The organism is Ignavibacteriota bacterium, from assembly GCA_016708125.1.
In the GTDB taxonomy this organism is placed as follows: Bacteria; Bacteroidota; Ignavibacteria; order Ignavibacteriales; family Melioribacteraceae.
Window position 1 is genome coordinate 4430756 of the sequence record JADJGF010000001.1, and the last position, 18564, is coordinate 4449319.

The window sequence follows — 18564 nt, forward strand, 5'->3', positions numbered from 1 at the left end:
ATTTTTTAAATAACTGCGTTTTCGGTTAATTCAACAAAACATTTTGTTGCATTTAAATTGCAATTTACGCCAAACGGAATTGTTAAATTTTCTTTAATATGTCCGTGATTAAAACTATAAATTACCGGAATTTTTAATTTTGCAAAATAATTTTCAATAACTTCGTTTAAAGAAATTGCGTTTTCTTCGGATTTTTTTTCATAACAATCAACAAATCTGCCTAAAATAATTCCTTTAACTTCTTTAAAAATATTTGCCAATTTGAGCTGATTTAACATTCTATCAACTCTGTAAGGTTCTTCGCCGATTTCTTCAATCAGCAAAATTGAATCTTTAAAACTTGGTAAATATTCGGTTCCCATTAACGAAATTAAAAGAGATAAATTTCCGCCGATAATTTTTCCTTCGCCTCTTCCGGAATTTAGAACAAAGAATTTTTCATCCCTTGGATTGTGAAGTTTACCAATTTTTTTTGTCGATGTTAAAACTTTCCAAAAATTTTCTTCGGCAAATTCATTTATTTCACCGGAAAAATCACTTGCAACCATTGGTCCGGCAAAAGTTACAAGTCCGGTTTTCTTAAAAATTGATAATTGCAAAGCTGTAATATCGCTGTAACCAACAAATATTTTGGGATTTTTTTTAATAATATCAAAATTGATTTTGTTAAGTAATCTTCCGGAACCATAACCTCCACGAACGGAAAAAATTGCCTTTACTTCTTTATCTTCAAACATTTCATGAAAATCACTCAATCTTTCTTCATCGGTTCCGGCTAAATATCCGTGTTTTTTACCAACATTTTTACCGATTTTAGTTCTGTAACCAATTTTTTCTAAATAATTTATTCCTCGATTTATTGCTTCAAGATCATTTGGAGTTGATGCGGGAGAAATTATTCCGATTAAGTCGTTTTTCTGTAATTTTTTTGGTTTTATAGTTTTCATACATTTCTTTTAAAAAATTTGTTGAATATATAAAAACTTAAACCTTTTTGCAAAATTTGATTTCAGTTATCAAATTAAAAAATATGAAAACCTCTAAAATTCCAAATGGCAAAAAACAAATTTTAAATAAACCTTAAATAACAAAATTCAAAGAAAATACATGAATTTTCATAGAATTTGGTTTTTGATTTTTAGAATTTATTTGTTATTTGGAACTTGTTGTTTGAGATTTTAGTGATGTCTAAATTTTGGTTTTTCACAAAATTAAATCTGTTCTTCCCCAATCCGTAAATTTCTGAGTAATAAAATTCAGAACAAATTCATGCTGTTCGTTTCCGTTTCCTTCAACATTAATTGGTTTTCCAAACTCAAAATGTACTTTTTTGGCGGGATCAATTTTACCGAATTCTTTAACCAATTTTCCATTTCCCCAAGCATCCGTAATTAAAGCCAAGGGAATAACGGGAACATTATTTTTCTTAGCCAATTTTACTCCGAGCGAGTTGAACGAAGATTTATCAAAATATGAAGTTCTTGTTTTTTGAGGGAAAATAATTACTGATCTTCCCTTTTGAAGATTTTCCGAGCCTTCATCCATTACAATTTTTAAATCTTCACGCGGATTTGTTCTTCCAACAATTATTGGATGTCGCGCAGCTGCAACCGGTCCGAATAATGGAAAATCTACAAGTTCTTTTTTTATTACGTAAACAACACTTTTTACCGGCTGAATAAATGAAGGCAAAAGTAAAGTTTCCAGCGTGCTCATATGATTTCCAATAATTACAGCCGGACCATCAAAACTTGTTATATTTTTCATCCCTTTTACACTTACTTTTATTCCGACACTTTCTGCGGCGCGCAAAACTGCTATAGAAGATGCAACCCAATTATATCTATCGTAAATTTTCTTTTTTGTCTGCCCGTTTGAAAATTTTACAACTTTTATAAGTCGGAAATAAAACAATAATGATGAAAACAACGGAATCTTGATTTGGGGATCAGTTTGATATATATCTGAATTTGGAAGAATTTCCGGATAATATGAATAGTTTTTCATTTTTTATTCCATCTAAAAATTGAAGTGTAATTTTATAAAAAATTTTGAAAATGAAAAGAATAAATGTTAGAGACTTCTGAAATATTCAAAATATCATTCTCGTGATCCGTTAGCTAACGGACGGGAATTTATTGAATTCTCTCTGGATTCCTACTTTCGTGGGAATGACAAGTACCTTTAATTTAATTTTTTAGAAGTTTCTGACAGTAAGAATTTTGGATTTGTAGAAAATAAAAAAGCCTTGAAAAATTCAAGGCTTTTAAGTGACCCCAAGGGGATTCGAACCCCTATTACCGCCGTGAAAGGGCGAGGTCCTAACCATTAGACGATGGGGCCAAAAAACTTTTTTTGGGTGAACGATGGGATTTGAACCCATGACCTTCTGGGCCACAACCAGACGCTCTAACCAGCTGAGCTACGCCCACCATGAAAATGCTCATTTAATTAGAACCAAAATACAAAATTAAATTTTGAATTCTAATTTTTTCATGTACGCCCGAGTGGAATCGAACCACTAACCTACAGCTTAGAAGGCTGTTGCTCTATCCGATTGAGCTACGGGCGCATACAGTAAACTAAGCATGTTGCTCGATTGTCGGGGCGGCGGGATTCGAACCTGCGACCTCCTGCTCCCAAAGCAGGCGCGCTAACCGGACTACGCTACGCCCCGATTATTGCCCATAAAAATTTTTTGCAATATTTAAAGAACACCAAAAAATTAAGAAGCTAAATTTATATGTTTATAACTTTAATGTCAATTCAAGAAATAAATTTTTACAATTATAATTTTATCTTCATATCTTTGATTTACTAATTATTCTGTAACTTTTTTTAGATTTTTACTAAACTCTATAATCTAAAATTAAAATCGAACAATTTTTCAGATAAATTTAATGAAATTTTCACTTCAAATTGCAAACAGATATATTAAATCCAAAAAGGGAGCAAAATTTCTATCATTAATTTCTGTAATTACAATTGCCGGAATTGCTCTTGGAATTACTGTTTTAATTATGGCAATTTCAATTTTAAACGGATTTGATAAAACCGTTAGCGAAAATATTATAAAATTTAACTCACATATAAATATCAGCGGATTTGGTTCAAAAAATCTTGAGAATTTCTCAGCAATTTCTGATAAAATAAAATCAGAATTGGGGAAAAAATATTCCACATTTTCTCCTTATATCTCACAAAAAGTTTTGATCTCAAAAAAAGAATTTACGGATGGAATTATTTTAACCGGAATTGATTCAATTTTTGCCGAGCAATCCTTAAGAAAAATTCTGATAAACGGAAATTTGAATTTATCCGAAAATGATTTCAACATAATTATTGGAAAAAAACTTGCCTCAAATTTTAAATTAAAAGTCGGAGATTTCATCAACATTATTGCTTTAAAAAATGATGAAATTCCTTCTTTAACAAATATGCCAACAATTGAGCAATTTAAAATTTCCGGAATTTACGAAAGCGGAATGGCAGAATATGATGATATTTACGCTTATATAAATTTCAGTACTTCAAAATCTTTGTTTGAGATTAAAGATGAAATCAGCGGCTACAATATTAATCTCAAAAACATTTCCGAAATTGATTCCGTAAAGGAAAAACTGCAAAGTGTTTTGCCTTATCCGCATTATGTTAGAACTTACAGAGATATTAATAAACATATTTTTACTTGGCTTGAGCTTCAGCAAAAACCAATTCCAATTGTGCTTGGATTGATAATTATTGTTGCTGTTTTTAATATTGTTGGAGCTTTGCTAATGCTGATAATTCAAAAAACCGAAGCAATCGGCGTGTTAAAATCAATGGGCGCAAAGAGAAAACAAATAATTCAAATTTTTGTTTTTCAAGGATTATTTTTAGCCGGAGTTGGAATTATTTTGGGAAATTTATTTGCTTTTGTTTTAAGCTGGCTGCAGAATAATTATAAAATAATTTCTCTGCCAGAACAGATTTATTATTTATCAAGCGTACCAATTTTTATAGATTTTAAAATTTACATTTTGATTTCTGTTCTTGGAATAATTTTAGCATTTTTTGCTTCGCTTATACCAAGTTTTATAGCATCAAGAATTCAACCAATTACAGCAATTAAATTTAATTAACATGATTGAATATTTTATAGCAAAAAAATATTTGCGATCGAAACACAACTTAAATTTTATTTCGGTTATATCATTAATTTCTACAATCGGAGTTACAATCGGCGTTGCGGCTTTAATAATCGTGCTTTCCGTATTTAACGGATTTGGTTCACTCGTTACAAAAATGCTCGTAAACTTTGATCCTCATTTACGAATTACTTCCCTTTCGGAAAATCAAAATAATTTAAATGAAGTACAAACTTTTCTTTCAAATTCAGAAATTGTTAAATCATTTGCGCCTTATGCAGAAGGCAAAGTTATTTTGATGAAAAAAAAATCCATGGAGATTTTAAATTTAAAAGGAATTGAAACTTCAGATTCCGGAAGCATTGAAAGAATAAATCAGCAGCTTTCACTCGGGCAATTCGATTTATCCAAAGAAAATAATTTTGATAAAATTATTATTAGCCTACCGATTGCACTTAGATTATCGGCGCAAATTGGCGATACAATTTTTGTAACTTCGGCAAACCAAATAAAAAAAACAATTACGCGAATGACAATTCCACAGACAAAAAGATTAATTGTAAGCGGAATTTATGAAATCAATAATAAGCAATATGCTCTGGAATATGCTTTTACAAATTTGGAATTTGCACAACAAATTTTAAATATGAAAAAAAATATTTCCGGAGTTGAAATTCTTCTTCATGATTTGGATAAATCGGAAAATCTGAAAGAAGAAATTCTAACAAAATTTAAAAATGATAAAATAGATATTTCCACTTGGTATGATTTGCACAAAGATTTGTATCGTGTAATGCTTTTGGAAAGATGGGCGGCGTATATTTTACTTTCATTAATAATTGCGGTTGCAGTTTTTAATATTTTAAGTACACTTACAATGTCTGTTTACGAAAAGAAAAAAGATATCGGAGTTTTGCGCTCAATGGGAGTTACAAGCAATTCAATAAAAAAAATATTTATGTTCGAGGGAATTTTAATCGGCGTTTTAGGAACAACACTTGGATTATTTTTAGGAATATTAGTTTGCTATCTTCAAATAAATTTTAATCTTTATTCACTTGATGCAAGCAAATTTATAATTGATACTTTACCGGTTGAAGTTAGAATAAGTGATTTTATTGCTGTTTCTATTATGTCTCTTGTACTTACATTTTTCGCGTCAAAATATCCGGCAAATAAAGCATTGAAAACTAAAATTATCGATGCGTTAAAATGGGAATAAAATTTAATGGAAATTTTAAAAGCTTCAAATCTTTTTAAAGTTTTTCAAAAAGGTAATGAAAAAATTACTGTGTTGAATGATGTTACATTAGCAATAAATCAAAATGAAATTACAATGATTGTTGGCGCTTCCGGAGCCGGCAAAAGTACTTTGCTTCATATTTTAAGCGGCTTGGATAATCCGGATAGCGGTGAAGTAATTATTGATTCAAAAAATATTTTTAAATTTTCCGAAAATGAAGTTTCGAATTTTAGAAATAAATCAATCGGATTTATTTATCAATTTCATCATCTTTTACCGGAATTTACAGCTGCTGAAAATGTTGCAATTGCACAAATGATAAACGGAACATCAAAAAAAGAAGCTTTAGAAAAAAGTTTAGAATTCTTAAAATTAGTCGGATTAGAAAATAGAAGTAATCATCAGCCGGCAGAATTAAGCGGCGGCGAACAGCAAAGAGTTGCAATTGCACGAGCTTTGGTAAATAATCCAAAAATAATTTTTGCAGATGAACCAACCGGAAATCTTGATTCAAAAAATAGCGAGATGATTCACCAACTTTTTCTTGAATTAAAAAATAAACTAAATATCACTTTGCTGATTGTAACTCATAATCCGGAATTAGTTAAACTTGCCGATCGAGTTTTGGAAATGAAAGACGGAAATGTAATTGGGTAATTTTTTAAAAGAAACCCAACTTTTCAGAAAAGTTAGGTTTCTTAAAATTCTAATTTTAAATTTTATTTAAGTAAAGTCATTTTCTTAATTTCAGAAAATTCACCAACTTGTAATTTGTAAAAATAAATTCCGCTTGGAAGATTTGCTGCATTAAAATTAACTTCATAATTTCCGGCTGATTTTTGTTCGTTTACCAATGTTGAAATTTCTTTTCCTAAAATATCATAAACCGAAATTTTAACAATTGACATTTCGCCTTTTGCATTTACCGGAATTGAATAATTTATTTTTGTATTCGGATTAAATGGATTTGGATAATTTTGTTCTAAAACATAATTATCAGAAATAACATTTTTAGGATTTTCAACTCCTACTACAACATCACTTTCAATTATCCACAAATATTTATCTTCAGCCCAAACTGAAAAATCTGCACTATAATTTGTAAATACATATTCATGTTTTCCATCTTTATCCATATCATTTGCCGGCATTCCATAAAACATTCTTGGCGTTAAAACTGCTGTGTCTGTTGGAGAAAGTCCACTTTCTTCCCAAATATCAAAGAGTATATTTAAACTCCAGCTTGATGAATCTGCGGGATCACCAGTTCCATTATATTCCAAATCAAAAATTTGTCCGTTTCTTTCGCCGCCAATCATTAAGTCCAAATTATTATCATTGTCGGGATCAGCAATATACATTGATTTTAATCCGCCTTCCGCAGTTACCGGAATACGGTAAAATGGTTTAATATCTTCCGGAGTAATTTGACTAACATCGGTAATTCCAGTAATGATAAACATTGTGTTTGTTGGTTCAGAACCAGCCCAATATAATTCGTTTACACCGTCACTATTTACATCGGCAACGCGTAATCCATCAACAGCACCGTAATCAGTTGTTGATATACTATCCAATGAAGTTACTAAATCGTATTGGCTATCACCGTTACATTCAAAAAATCTCAAAGTCATGTTTGCCCAAACCGAAGCATAAATTTCATTTTTTCCATCGTTATCTAAATCACCGGTTGTAACACTGTAAAGTGAGCCATCGAAAAATTCTTGATGATTAAATTCGATTTTAAAACTTCCGAATCCCGATAAAGCTCCGGTTGCAGAAACAACAAAAATTTCTCTTCCTCTATCGCCCATTCTTACACCGCAAATTAATTCATTCTTTCCATCTTTATCAATATCTTCAATCGTTAATCCAAAAGGACGAAAATCCAATCCATTATCTAAATTAAAATTCCAAGTTTTATGCGCAGTAACAGAACCCAAATCACCTTTTCCATATTTATTTTCACCTACAACTCCGCTCCATTCAAAAAACCAAAGTCTGGGCGGACTGTCATCAGCGGCAACGGTAGGCAACGTAATAACGATATCAACCTTGCCGGTATTATCCAAATCACCTACCGCAATTCCCGGAAAAGTATTTACGGAAACCGGAAATTCCCAATACCAAACTAAATCATAAGTATTATCAGCTGAAGCTTCATACATTAAAACAAAGTTTCGTTCAAGATCTGTCCAGCCGCACATAAATTCTCCCCAACCGTCTTGATCAGTATCAAACCCAGCTTTGATAATAGAGATTTCCGAAGCTGCACCGGAACCTAAAAATGGTTTTTCCGCAAGCGACCAAGCAACATCCCAATTGTTTTGAGCGCTCAAAGTTGCAGCGAATAAAATTATAAAAAGGGAAAAATATTTTTTCATGATTCCTCACTTTGTTAAATTGTTAAAATTAGTTCACCAAATTTATAAATGAAACTTTTTAGAATTATTGTAGAAGTTATAAAAAGAATTATACTAAATCAAAAACATAAACAGAAAGTATTGAACAAAAAATAAATGAATGTATAAAAATTACTTTTTTGTAATATCTTTTATATATTCATAAATCAACCGAACACCAAATCCGGTGCAGTAATCTTTTGTGTAGTTTGTCAAATCATTACTTAATGCCGGTCCGGCAATATCAATGTGGGCATAAGGAATTTTTTCATCTACAAATTTTTCTAAAAATTTTCCGGCTGTAATTGCTCCGCCCCAACGCGGACCAAGATTGCTTACATCCGCAATTTTACTTTCTATCAAATTGTTAAATTCATCCCAAAATGGTAAACGCCAAGTTTGTTCATAAGTTTCTTTGGATGCAATTTGAATGCGATTTGCAATTTCATCATTTTTTGTAAACACACCGGCGGTAAATAATCCAAGTGCAACAGCAACTGCTCCGGTTAATGTCGCAAAATCAATTATTTCATCTGGATTTAATTTTGAAGCATATTCTAAAGCATCAGCAAGAATTATTCTTCCTTCCGCATCTGTGTCTTTCACTTCAATAGTTTTACCAGAAGATGTAGAAATTATATCTCCGGGTTTGTATGAATTTCCCGAAATCGAATTTTCAACTGCTGGAACTATTCCAATAATTTCAATCGGTAAATTATTTTTTTCAGCGGCTTTAATAATACCAAATACAGTCGCACCGCCAGCCATATCTGCTTTCATTTGAAGCATTCCGGCTGTTGGTTTTATTGATAATCCGCCGGTATCGTAAGTTACACCTTTACCGACTAGACAAATTTTATACTTTGATTTTACTTTTGGTTTATACTCAGCAATTATCATTACCGGTTTATTTGCACTTCCTTTTCCAACGGATAGAATTGCATTCATCTTTTGTTTTTTGAGTTGAGCTTCGGTAAGAATTTTAACTTTCACCAAAGTTTTCTTAAACTCATTTTTAACTCTTTCTGCAAACTCAATTGGGGTAAGAATATTAGCGGGTTCGTTAACTAAATCTCTGGTAAAGTAAACCGATTGCGAAATGTTTGATGATAACTCAATAATATTTTTTGCGAATATTTTTTCTTTAATTTCTATAAAAACATTTAACTTTTTAAGCTTCTCGGTTTTAGAAAAATATTTTCTAAAATTATAATTGCCTAAATAAATTCCCTCTAAAATTGATTGATAAAAATATTGTTCGGATTTGAAAAATTCTTTGTAATTCTCAAATTCTATATTCGGAATAAATAAATTTTCCAAATTTTGATTTTCTAAAAATTGAATCAATCCGGCAAAATAATTTCTAAAAAAATCATTATTAAATTTTTTATCAATTTTAATTCTTTTTATGAATGTTAATTCCGGACTGCATGAATTCCAAATTTTTATTTCAGAAATTTTATGGTCAAGCAGTTGCAGCTTTTGAGCTTCACTAATTTCAATTTTTTGATTTGTTAAAATTTTATCAAGATTTTCATTTTCGCGGATAAAGAAAATTTTTGCGGAATTATATTTATAATTTTTAATTCTATCAAGAGCTTGTATTTTTAAATCAAATATCATTTTGCTGCCAAATATTTTTTTCATAAATCTTAATTATTTCTTCTGCTTCATAAATTACTTGAGGAATTATTTCATCTAAATTTACATTATGAAGTCTGGAGCCCGCCGCATTTAAGTGTCCGCCGCCTTTAAACTTTTCCGCCAAAATATTAACCGGAATTTTTTCTTTCGACCTATAGCTAATTTTAATTCCATTTCCCAATTCAAAAAATAAAATTCCAATTTTAACACCTTTTGTATTTAACGCAAAGTTTACAAATCCATCAACATCAGCTTCAATTCCATTTACTTCTTTAAGTATTTTCTGTGTGATAATCATATACGAAACTTTTCCGGAATCGGAAATTTTAATTGTTGATAAAGAATAACCCAACATTTTATTTCTGCTGAAATCATATTGCGAATAAATTTTATCGTAAACTTCTTCTGTACTAATTCCAAAGTCTAAAAGCTTAGCGATTTTGCGATGAAGTTCTGAACTTGTTTTGGAATATCTGAATGATCCGGTATCCGTCATTATTGCTGAATAAAGTGCAAGTGAAATTTTTTGATTCAATTTTAGTTTATCATTTGACTGAATAAAATCAAAAATTATTTCTCCGGTTGAAGATTTAAATTCATCAATAAAATTATATTCCGTAAAATTTTCCGGATTTGTATGATGATCAATACAAATAATTTTTCCTTTAAAATTTCTAAATGAATTTTCCATTATGGAAGTTCTATCGAGATGATTTAAATCCAAAATAATTGCGGCTTCAAATTCTTCAAATACTGATTTATGTTTTGTTTCATCGAAAACTTCAACAGAATTTTCTTCATCCAAAAATTTAATATTGTAAGGTGTTTCAGATTTATTTATAATTCGAAATTTTTTATTTAATTGTTTAAGAATTTCTGCAAAGGCAATCTCAGAACCAATAGCGTCCGGATCCGGATTAACATGAGTTGAAATTATAAATGAAGAAAATTTGTTGAGTAACTCAAATAAGTACGAATTATTTAACATATTTAAGCTGCCAAAGAATTGTATTTTTGCAAAGAAAAACTGGCGGGAAAAATTCCCGCCAAGAATATTTTAGTTTTCAGAAACTTCCCAAGTGTTAGTAGCAAAAAGTAATTTTTCCAAATCACCTTTTCCTTTTTTCTTCTGTACTTGTTCAATTTGTTCAACCATAGCTTCATCGTAAGTCGGTTTGAATACTTGTCTAAATACACCAATTGGAGTTGGTAAATTAGGATCATCAGTTAAGTGAGAAAGAATAAAAGCTCTGACCATTCCATGATCTTTTTCATCGTGTACAATTACATCATTAATTGAATGCTTTCCGTCGTTTAGATCAACAATAACCGGAGTAAATCCTTCAAGCTTAATTCCCTTATCTTTATTTTTACCAAATAGCATTGGTTTGCCATGTTCTAATACAACAACATGATCATCTTTGGTTTCTTTCTCGGTAAGAAGTTCAAATGCGCCGTCATTAAAAATATTACAGTTTTGATAAACTTCAACAAATGCCAAACCTTTATGAGCAGCTGCTCTATCAACCATTTCGGCAAGATGTTTTGGTTCGCGATCAATAGATCTTGCAACAAATGTTGCGTTTGAACCCAATGCAAGTGACAGTGCATTAAAAGGATAATCAACACTTCCGTAGGGAGAAGTTTTTGTAACTTTCCCTTTTTCTGATGTTGGAGAGTATTGACCTTTGGTTAATCCGTAAATTCTATTATTAAACAGAATCATTTTCAAATCAATATTTTTTCTGCATGCGTGAATAAAATGATTTCCGCCGATACTTAATAAATCTCCATCACCGGTTGCAACCCAAACAGTTAAATCGGGTCGTGCAATTTTTAATCCGGTTGCAATTGCAGGAGCTCTTCCGTGAATTCCATGAAATCCATAAGTTCCCATATAGTATGGAAATCTACTTGAACATCCAATTCCAGAAACCCAAACAACTTTTTCCTTTTCGATATTTTCTATATTTGGTAAAGTTCTTTGAACTTGCGCAAGTATTGAATAATCTCCGCAGCCCGGACACCATCTTACATCTTGCCCGCTTGAAAAATCTTTTGATGTATATTTTTGTGTCTTTATTTCTGTGTTACTCATTTTTTCCTCCTAAAACTTCTACTATCTTTGCTTCAATATCTCCAACCCTAAAAGGCAATCCGCGTACAACATTAAATTGTATTATAGGAATAAGAAATTCACTTTTTAAAACTTTTGCCATTTGCCCCATATTAATTTCTGGTAAAAAAACATATTTAAAACTTCGTAAAACTTCTTCCGTGTTTTTAGGCATCGGATTAATATACCTAAAATGAGCTTGAGCAACTTTATAACCTTTTTTGCGCGAATGCATTACTGCTTCTTTAATAGCGCCATAAGTTCCACCCCAGCCAATTACTAAAATATCGGCATCATTATCACCTTCTATTTCCAAATTTGGAATAGAATTGGCCATATTTCTTATTTTTTGGTCCCTAATTTTTATCATTTCAAAATGATTATCCGAATCATAACTAACATTTCCGGAAATATTTGCTTTTTCAAGTCCGCCGATTCTATGTTCTAATCCGGGAGTTCCGGGAATAGCCCAAGGTCTTACCAAATTTTCATCTCTTGAGTATGGTTGATAAGAATCTATATCTGTATGAAATTTAACCGGAATTTCAGGTATTGAATCCACACTTGGAATTTGCCACGGTTCTGTTCCGTTTGCTAGATATCCATCGGTTAATAAAATAACCGGACTCATATAAGTTAACGCTAATCTTGATGCTTCAATTGACATATCGAAACAATCACTTGGTGTAGCTGCAGCAACTACTGCAACAGGAGATTCACCATTTCTTCCATATAAAGCTTGAAGTAAATCAGCTTGTTCAGTTTTTGTTGGTAAACCGGTACTTGGTCCGCCGCGTTGAACATTTACAATTACTAAAGGCAATTCAGTCATAACAGCTAAACCGGTTGCTTCTGTTTTTAAAGCTAAACCGGGACCGCTTGTAGTTGTAATTGCTAAACTTCCGCCAAAAGCAGCACCAATTGCAGATGCAATTCCGGAGATTTCATCTTCAGCTTGAAATGTTTTAACTCCAAACTCTTTATATTTACTTAAATATTGTAAAATATCCGAAGCTGGAGTAATGGGATAAGAACCTAAGAATAATTGTAAGCCAGCTTTTTCGGCGGCAACTACAAATCCCAAAGCAGTGGCTTCGTTTCCGGAAATATTTCTATAAACTCCGGATTTTAATTTTGCAGGATCAATAGTATATCGAGTCGTAAATCTTTCCGTAATATCGCCAAAATTATAACCGGCTTTCAATGCTTTTTCATTTGCATCAATAATATCAGGTTTATTTTTAAATTTTGATTCAATCCAATTTACTGTTTGATCAATTGGTCTATTATATAACCAATACATTAAGCCTAAAGCAAAAAAGTTTTTACATCTTGATTTTTCCTTTTGACTTAGCGGACTTTCTTCCAATGCAGTAAAAGTTAAAGACGTTATTGGAATATCCATAATTTCATAACCATCTAAAGTTCCGTCTTCCAAAGGATTGCTTTCGTATTCAGCTAATTTCAGATTTTTTTTATCAAACGCATCTGAGTTTACAATTATTAAACCATTTCTTTTAAGTTCGGGTAAATTTTTCTTTAATGCTGCCGGATTCATTGCAACTAAAACATCCGGAACATCACCGGGAGTGTGAATATCTTCGCTGCTAAAATGTAATTGAAATCCGCTAACACCGTATAAAGTTCCGGCAGGAGCTCTAATTTCTGCTGGATAATCCGGTAAAGTACTTAAATCATTTCCAAGAACTGCTGTTGTATCACTAAATTGAGTTCCGGTCAACTGCATTCCATCACCGGAATCTCCGGCAAAACGAACTGTAACTTCATCAATATGCTTTTCTACTTTTTCTCTTACTTCTGACATTTGATTACCAATCAATTTATTTATAATATTTTATAAATTAAAAAATATGAAAGCTCTTAAGATTAACCAAGGGAATTATTATTATTTTACGGTCTCAATTATTTTAAGAAATTCTTTTGCATTTAGAAAGCCGGTAATTCTTTCCACTTCATTGCCTTTGGAATCAATAATTAAAACCGTGGGCATACCTCTAATTTCAAATTTCTTTCTTATAATTTCCGTTTCTTCAGAAAGTGTTTTGGTCATATCAACTTTGAAACTTTTGAAGTTTTGCGATGCTTTAATTACTTCTTCATTAGAAAAAGTTAGCGCATCTAATTCTTTACATGGAATACACCAATCAGCGTAAAAATCAATAATCATTTTTTCTTTGTTTGATAAAGCTGATTCATAATTTTGTTCAGAATAATATTCCCAATCCAAAGATTTCTTTTCTGTTGGATAAAGCAAATATACTGCACCGATGATAAGTAATGAGCTAAAAACTATTTTAAATATTTTGAATCCGAAAATTTTATTTGCCTCTTTATCCATAATGAATAAAAGAATTCCGGAAATTATCATAAAAATTGGAAGAATATATTTTGAAATTGATTTTGGTAAAAGCGGTTCCGCAAAATAAATTGCCATTCCAAGCAGTATAAATCCGAAAATATGTTTAACTGCATCCATCCAAAAACCGGCACGCGGGAGATTTTTAATTTTCCCGGAAAATAAAGCTAAAACCAAATACGGCAAACCTAAACCAATTGCCATCACAAAGAAAAGTAAAAACCCATAAAAGGGATCTCCCTTTGCCGCAACATAAGTTACCAATCCAATTACAAAAGGACCAATACAAGGAGCAGCGACAATGCCCATTGTTAATCCCATAAAAAATGCACCGAACATTCCCGATTTTGAACCTCCGGCTTTTGCCACAAGCGAATCCGGCAATTTAAATTCATAAACTCCAAACATGCTCAACGAAAGTGCAATAAAAATTAGCACAATAAATAAAATTATAATTGGATTTTGCAGAAGTGTTCCAAAGACTGCTCCGCTAAGTGCGGTAACAACACCAACAACAGAATAAGTTAGCGCCATTCCTAAAACATAAAAAAGTCCCATTAAAAATAATTTAGAACTTTTTCCTTCACTTTGTCCGCCGAAATAACCAATCGTAATAGGAATTAATGGATAAACGCAAGGTGTTAGATTTAATGCCAATCCGCCTAAAAATACAATTAGTAGAGTTAGAAATAATCCGCTTTTTTCAAGCTGATTAGTTAAGGAATCATCATCACTTTTTTCTGAAGAAGAATATTGCAAATTTAGATTGCTAAAAATTTCTGAATTAATTTCTTGAATCTGTTCTGATTTATCAACAACACTTAAATTTATTGTATCAATTATTGAACTTGGCGCCATACAAGTTGCGTTGTTACATCCTTGATATGAAAGCTCAACAACAATTTGTTTTTCACCCAAATGAATGTTTTGAGGAACTTTTAAAATTGTTCCGATAAAAATTTCTCCTTCAAAAACTGAAACTGGATTATCAGAAAAATCAAATTTAATTTCTTTGGATTTAGGATAAACAATTTTTCCAATTTCAAAATTATCGGAATTTGTAATTTTCAATTCGGTAGGAATTAAAAAATCTTCTTTTGGTTTATCTGAATTTATATGCCATTCTTTATCAACATTTATTTTTACGGCAAGTTTTACTTCGCCGCCTTGCTGAATTTTATTGAATGATGTATAAACTTCTGATTTAAGAATTTCAACTTTCTCAAATCCAAATTGTGAAAAAGTATTAATTGTAAAAGTTAGAAAAAGTAGAATTGTAAATAATTTTATTTGTTTCATAAATTTCCTTTTAAACTAAATTCGCCAGCCTTGAACAATCGGGAATCTTCTTCCGTAACCAAAAGATTTTTTTGTAACACGCAAAGCCGGAGCCGATTGATTTCGCTTAAATTCATTTCTATCAACTAAGTTTAAAATTTTCTTTACCAATTTTTCATCGCCGATAATTTCTGAAATTTCTTTGTACTCTTTGTATTCTTCCAAATATAATTCCAAAATTTTATCCAATAAATCATACGGTGGAAGTGAATCAACGTCTTTTTGATTGGGACTCAATTCTGCAGAAGGAGCTTTTTGAATTATTTCTTGCGGAATTATTTCTTCATTTCTATTTATAAAATTTGCAATTTCATAAACTTCGGTTTTGTAAATATCTGCAATTACACCAACTGCTCCGTTCATATCTCCGTAGAGAGTTGCGTAACCAACTGCCATTTCCGATTTATTTCCGGTTGTGCATAACAAATAACCAAATTTATTTGATAAAGCCATTAATAAAATTCCGCGAATTCTTGATTGAAGATTTTCTTCGGTAACATCCGGCTTTTTATTTTGAAACGATGGTTCAAGAACTTTTTTAAACTCATTAAATAAAGAACTGATAGAAATTTTTTCTGATGTGATGCCAAGATTTTGAATAAGTTTCTCTGAATCTTTAACACTTCCTTCACTGGAAAATTCAGAAGGCATCATAACAACATGAACATTTTCTTTGCCAAAAGCTTGAACAGCCAAATATGTTACAACTGCTGAATCGATTCCGCCGCTTAATCCAACTAAAGCTTTTTTAAATCCGGATTTTGATGCATAATCTTTTAATCCCAAAACCAAAGCGTTAATAACTTCTTCTCCGTAAGTTCCTTCAATATTTTTTATTTCGGAATAATTTTCATTCGTATCAAAAACAATAAAATCCTCTTCAAAAGTTTTACCGATTTTTACTAAACTTCCATCTTTATCCAAACATAAACTTGCGCCGTCAAATATTAAATCAGTTTGGGCTCCAACACAAGAAACATAAGCCAACGGAAGCTTATTTGTTTTTGTTAATACGGAAAGCATTTCGCGGCGTTCTTCTCTTCTTCCGTAATGATAAGGACTTGCAGAAATATTAACCAAAATTGTTGAACCTTTATCAACCAACCTTTGAACCGGATCTTTTTCATAAAGTCTGTGTTTCCAATAATCCGCATCATTCCAAATATCCTCGCAGATTGAGATTCCTAACTTTTCTTCTTTAAATTTGAAAACGTGAACATCTTTGGCAGATTCAAAATATCTAACTTCGTCAAAAACATCATAATTAGGAAGAAGAGTTTTATTCTGCACAAATTGAATTTTTCCATCAAAACATAAAACCGCTGAGTTATACAAACCGGTTCCCACAAAATCAAATTCTTCTGTAATTGCTCCAAAAATTAATCCAACTTCATTTGTCTGTTCGGCAATTTCATTTGCGGCTTTCATAACTGCATTTCTAAATTCAACTTTTTCAATCAAATCTTGCGGAGGATAACCGCACAAAGATAATTCGGGACAAATTACCAAATCAACGCCGGCTTCAATTCCTTTTTTGTATCCATCTAAAATTTTGGATTTGTTATAATCAATTTTTCCTATAATAGAATTTATTTGGCACAAACCAATTTTCATAAAATCGCATTTCCTAATTTGTGAAGTTGAAAAATATGCAACAAAGTTTTTTTATACAATCGGTTTTATAATAAGTTTTGATTTTCAAAAGAAAGTATTTTAGGAATGTTTCGGAAATTTCACACAATCCAAAATTACGTTTTATAAATTTTCATTCGGTAAAATTGATAAATTTCGGTGAACATACAATTTTAATCGGTGAACGACTTAAGATTTAAAGTATTTTATAAAACTTTTGATTAAATATTTCCGTCTAAAATTTTAGAAATTCAGAGAGACTAATATGGAAAAGAAATTATATCGTTCCCGAACAAAAAAAGTAATTGCCGGAATTGGCGGCGGATTAGGAGATTATATTGGCGTTGATCCAGTAATAATTAGAATTCTTCTTATTCTATTTACAATTTTAAGCGGATTTGGAATTTTAGTTTATATCATTTTGTGGGTTGTAATTCAAGAAGAACCTTATGATAATTCAATAATAAACGGCACACAAAATAATTCACAAAATATTTCTTCAAATAATCCGGAAATTAATTCAACCGGAATTTCGCAAGAAAATAATGCAAATCAGCAGAATAAAATTATTCCGGAATCTTCCAACAAAGGCAGAGTTATTTTTGGCGCAATTTTAATTGGCGTTGGATTAATGTTTTTATCAGATAGATTTATTCCATCTTTTGATTTTGAAGTTTTGTTTATGACAGCAATAATTTTGTTGGGACTATTTTTAATATTTAACTCTACAAATAAAACAGAGAAAAAATTATGAAATCATCAAATTTATTTTGGGGCTTCTTTTTTATAACATTCGGCTCACTTTATTTATTGGGCAGATACACATCAATAGACATTGATTGGTACGTTATTTGGGATTTGTGGCCGGTAGTTATTATTCTTATTGGAATTTCAATAATTCTAAAAGGAACATTTGTTAAGCCAATAATTAGTTTAATTATGGGAATCATTTTAGCGGTTTTTGTTTTCGGAATGGTGAATGATGCATTTGATTTTATTGATGATAGAGATTTTCACAGAAACCATTTTAGAGAATATTCCGAAAATACTTATCGATTAGATTATAATGACAGCATTTCTCAAGTAAATTTAAAAATTGCCGCCGGTGCCGGAAAGTTCAATATTGAACGGACTACCGAAGATTTGATAAAAGGTACTTCAGCCGGAAATGTCGGGAAATATATTTTTGATAAAAGTCAAAGTGATAGTGTTGTTAATGTAAATGTTTCAATGAATGAGGTTGGGACAAAATTTTTCAGCGGAAAATATACTAATGATTTTCAGATTAGTTTGAATGAAAATCCAATTTATAATCTGGATATACAAATTGGTGCGGCAAAATCCTATTTTAATTTAATTCCTTTTAAACTAAATAATATTTCCCTTAAAACCGGTGCAACTGAAACAAAAATAAAATTGGGAAATAAATCGCCATTAGTTGATCTTAACGTTGAGATGGGTGCTGCTTCGCTAGTAATTTATATTCCGCAAACTTCCGGATGTAGAATTACCGGCGAAATGGCATTAGTATCAAAAAATTTAGATGGATTTATTGTTAACGGTTCAGAATATGAAACTGATAATTTTCAAACTGCTTCGGAAAAGATTTTCATAAATGTGAACGGAGGATTAGCATCATTAGAAGTTAGTAAATATTAGGATTTTTTTTTAGCAGTGTTTTCACT

At 31.1% G+C, this 18564-nt stretch carries 14 protein-coding genes and 4 tRNA genes; 5 read left to right on the top strand and 13 right to left on the bottom strand.

From position 1 onward, the window contains the following. Positions 1-5 precede the first annotated feature (5 nt). The 6 genes from IPH62_18960 to IPH62_18985 all read right to left on the bottom strand — a co-directional run bounded on the left by IPH62_18960 (position 6) and on the right by IPH62_18985 (position 2677). Entirely contained in the window at positions 6-947 is a 942-nt protein-coding gene (locus IPH62_18960) for an LD-carboxypeptidase (protein MBK7107359.1), read from the bottom strand. 256 nt (positions 948-1203) lie between these two features. Next, positions 1204-2007, bottom strand: a complete 804-nt coding sequence (locus tag IPH62_18965) for a 1-acyl-sn-glycerol-3-phosphate acyltransferase (protein ID MBK7107360.1) — start codon at positions 2005-2007, stop codon at positions 1204-1206. Between the two features lie 264 nt (positions 2008-2271). Next, positions 2272-2343, bottom strand: a tRNA-Glu gene (locus IPH62_18970). Positions 2344-2358: 15 nt separating this feature from the next. After that, positions 2359-2432: transfer RNA gene (locus IPH62_18975), tRNA-His, on the bottom strand. 66 nt (positions 2433-2498) lie between these two features. Continuing rightward, a tRNA-Arg gene (locus tag IPH62_18980) sits at positions 2499-2572 on the bottom strand. Between the two features lie 30 nt (positions 2573-2602). Beyond that, a tRNA-Pro gene (locus IPH62_18985) sits at positions 2603-2677 on the bottom strand. A gap of 223 nt (positions 2678-2900) precedes the next feature. Here IPH62_18985 and IPH62_18990 point away from each other — a divergent pair. Genes IPH62_18990 through IPH62_19000 form a run of 3 tightly spaced genes read left to right on the top strand, consistent with a single transcriptional unit; the run spans position 2901 to position 6027 of the window. Next, positions 2901-4121 carry an ABC transporter permease gene (locus IPH62_18990; protein ID MBK7107361.1) on the top strand — a complete coding sequence of 407 codons (1221 nt, stop codon included), beginning with the start codon at positions 2901-2903 and terminating at the stop codon, positions 4119-4121. Between the two features lies 1 nt (position 4122). Continuing rightward, positions 4123-5349: an ABC transporter permease gene (locus tag IPH62_18995; GenBank protein MBK7107362.1), complete on the top strand. Its 1227-nt coding sequence runs from the start codon at positions 4123-4125 to the stop codon at positions 5347-5349. A gap of 6 nt (positions 5350-5355) precedes the next feature. Continuing rightward, on the top strand, positions 5356-6027 hold the full coding sequence (locus IPH62_19000; protein ID MBK7107363.1) for an ABC transporter ATP-binding protein: 672 nt from the start codon (positions 5356-5358) through the stop codon (positions 6025-6027). A 62-nt stretch (positions 6028-6089) separates the two neighbouring features. Here the strand turns inward: IPH62_19000 and IPH62_19005 are convergent, their stop codons facing one another. From IPH62_19005 to IPH62_19035, 7 genes are all read right to left on the bottom strand, one after another. Beyond that, positions 6090-7754 carry a T9SS type A sorting domain-containing protein gene (locus IPH62_19005; protein ID MBK7107364.1) on the bottom strand — a complete coding sequence of 555 codons (1665 nt, stop codon included), beginning with the start codon at positions 7752-7754 and terminating at the stop codon, positions 6090-6092. 150 nt (positions 7755-7904) lie between these two features. Continuing rightward, positions 7905-9275, bottom strand: a complete 1371-nt coding sequence (locus tag IPH62_19010; GenBank protein MBK7107365.1) for a leucyl aminopeptidase — start codon at positions 9273-9275, stop codon at positions 7905-7907. A 109-nt stretch (positions 9276-9384) separates the two neighbouring features. Next, complete coding sequence (locus IPH62_19015; GenBank protein MBK7107366.1) at positions 9385-10404, bottom strand: bifunctional oligoribonuclease/PAP phosphatase NrnA; 1020 nt, start codon at positions 10402-10404, stop codon at positions 9385-9387. A gap of 69 nt (positions 10405-10473) precedes the next feature. Next, the gene (locus IPH62_19020; GenBank protein MBK7107367.1) at positions 10474-11514 is read right to left on the bottom strand and encodes a 2-oxoacid:ferredoxin oxidoreductase subunit beta; all 1041 of its coding nucleotides are present in this window, start codon (positions 11512-11514) and stop codon (positions 10474-10476) included. Continuing rightward, positions 11507-13357, bottom strand: a complete 1851-nt coding sequence (locus IPH62_19025) for a 2-oxoacid:acceptor oxidoreductase subunit alpha (protein MBK7107368.1) — start codon at positions 13355-13357, stop codon at positions 11507-11509. The genes IPH62_19020 and IPH62_19025 overlap by 8 nt, the downstream gene beginning before the upstream one ends. An 81-nt stretch (positions 13358-13438) precedes the next feature. Beyond that, on the bottom strand, positions 13439-15208 hold the full coding sequence (dsbD, locus tag IPH62_19030) for a protein-disulfide reductase DsbD (protein ID MBK7107369.1): 1770 nt from the start codon (positions 15206-15208) through the stop codon (positions 13439-13441). A gap of 15 nt (positions 15209-15223) precedes the next feature. After that, the gene (locus tag IPH62_19035; GenBank protein ID MBK7107370.1) at positions 15224-16861 is read right to left on the bottom strand and encodes an NAD+ synthase; all 1638 of its coding nucleotides are present in this window, start codon (positions 16859-16861) and stop codon (positions 15224-15226) included. A 283-nt stretch (positions 16862-17144) separates the two neighbouring features. On the opposite strand from IPH62_19035, the gene IPH62_19040 reads away from it, so the two are divergent. Together IPH62_19040 and IPH62_19045 are read left to right on the top strand one after the other, a co-directional pair. Next, positions 17145-17633, top strand: a complete 489-nt coding sequence (locus IPH62_19040; protein MBK7107371.1) for a PspC domain-containing protein — start codon at positions 17145-17147, stop codon at positions 17631-17633. Continuing rightward, entirely contained in the window at positions 17630-18538 is a 909-nt protein-coding gene (locus IPH62_19045) for a hypothetical protein (GenBank protein MBK7107372.1), read from the top strand. The genes IPH62_19040 and IPH62_19045 overlap by 4 nt, the downstream gene beginning before the upstream one ends. Positions 18539-18564 lie beyond the last annotated feature (26 nt).

Coding starts and splice junctions, on each gene's coding strand:
- IPH62_18960 (MBK7107359.1), bottom strand. CDS start 947: ATGAAAACTATAAAACCAAAAAAATTACAGAAAAACGACTTAATCGGA.
- IPH62_18965 (MBK7107360.1), bottom strand. CDS start 2,007: ATGAAAAACTATTCATATTATCCGGAAATTCTTCCAAATTCAGATATA.
- IPH62_18990 (MBK7107361.1), top strand. CDS start 2,901: ATGAAATTTTCACTTCAAATTGCAAACAGATATATTAAATCCAAAAAG.
- IPH62_18995 (MBK7107362.1), top strand. CDS start 4,123: ATGATTGAATATTTTATAGCAAAAAAATATTTGCGATCGAAACACAAC.
- IPH62_19000 (MBK7107363.1), top strand. CDS start 5,356: ATGGAAATTTTAAAAGCTTCAAATCTTTTTAAAGTTTTTCAAAAAGGT.
- IPH62_19005 (MBK7107364.1), bottom strand. CDS start 7,754: ATGAAAAAATATTTTTCCCTTTTTATAATTTTATTCGCTGCAACTTTG.
- IPH62_19015 (MBK7107366.1), bottom strand. CDS start 10,404: ATGTTAAATAATTCGTACTTATTTGAGTTACTCAACAAATTTTCTTCA.
- IPH62_19020 (MBK7107367.1), bottom strand. CDS start 11,514: ATGAGTAACACAGAAATAAAGACACAAAAATATACATCAAAAGATTTT.
- IPH62_19025 (MBK7107368.1), bottom strand. CDS start 13,357: ATGTCAGAAGTAAGAGAAAAAGTAGAAAAGCATATTGATGAAGTTACA.
- dsbD (MBK7107369.1), bottom strand. CDS start 15,208: ATGAAACAAATAAAATTATTTACAATTCTACTTTTTCTAACTTTTACA.
- IPH62_19035 (MBK7107370.1), bottom strand. CDS start 16,861: ATGAAAATTGGTTTGTGCCAAATAAATTCTATTATAGGAAAAATTGAT.
- IPH62_19040 (MBK7107371.1), top strand. CDS start 17,145: ATGGAAAAGAAATTATATCGTTCCCGAACAAAAAAAGTAATTGCCGGA.
- IPH62_19045 (MBK7107372.1), top strand. CDS start 17,630: ATGAAATCATCAAATTTATTTTGGGGCTTCTTTTTTATAACATTCGGC.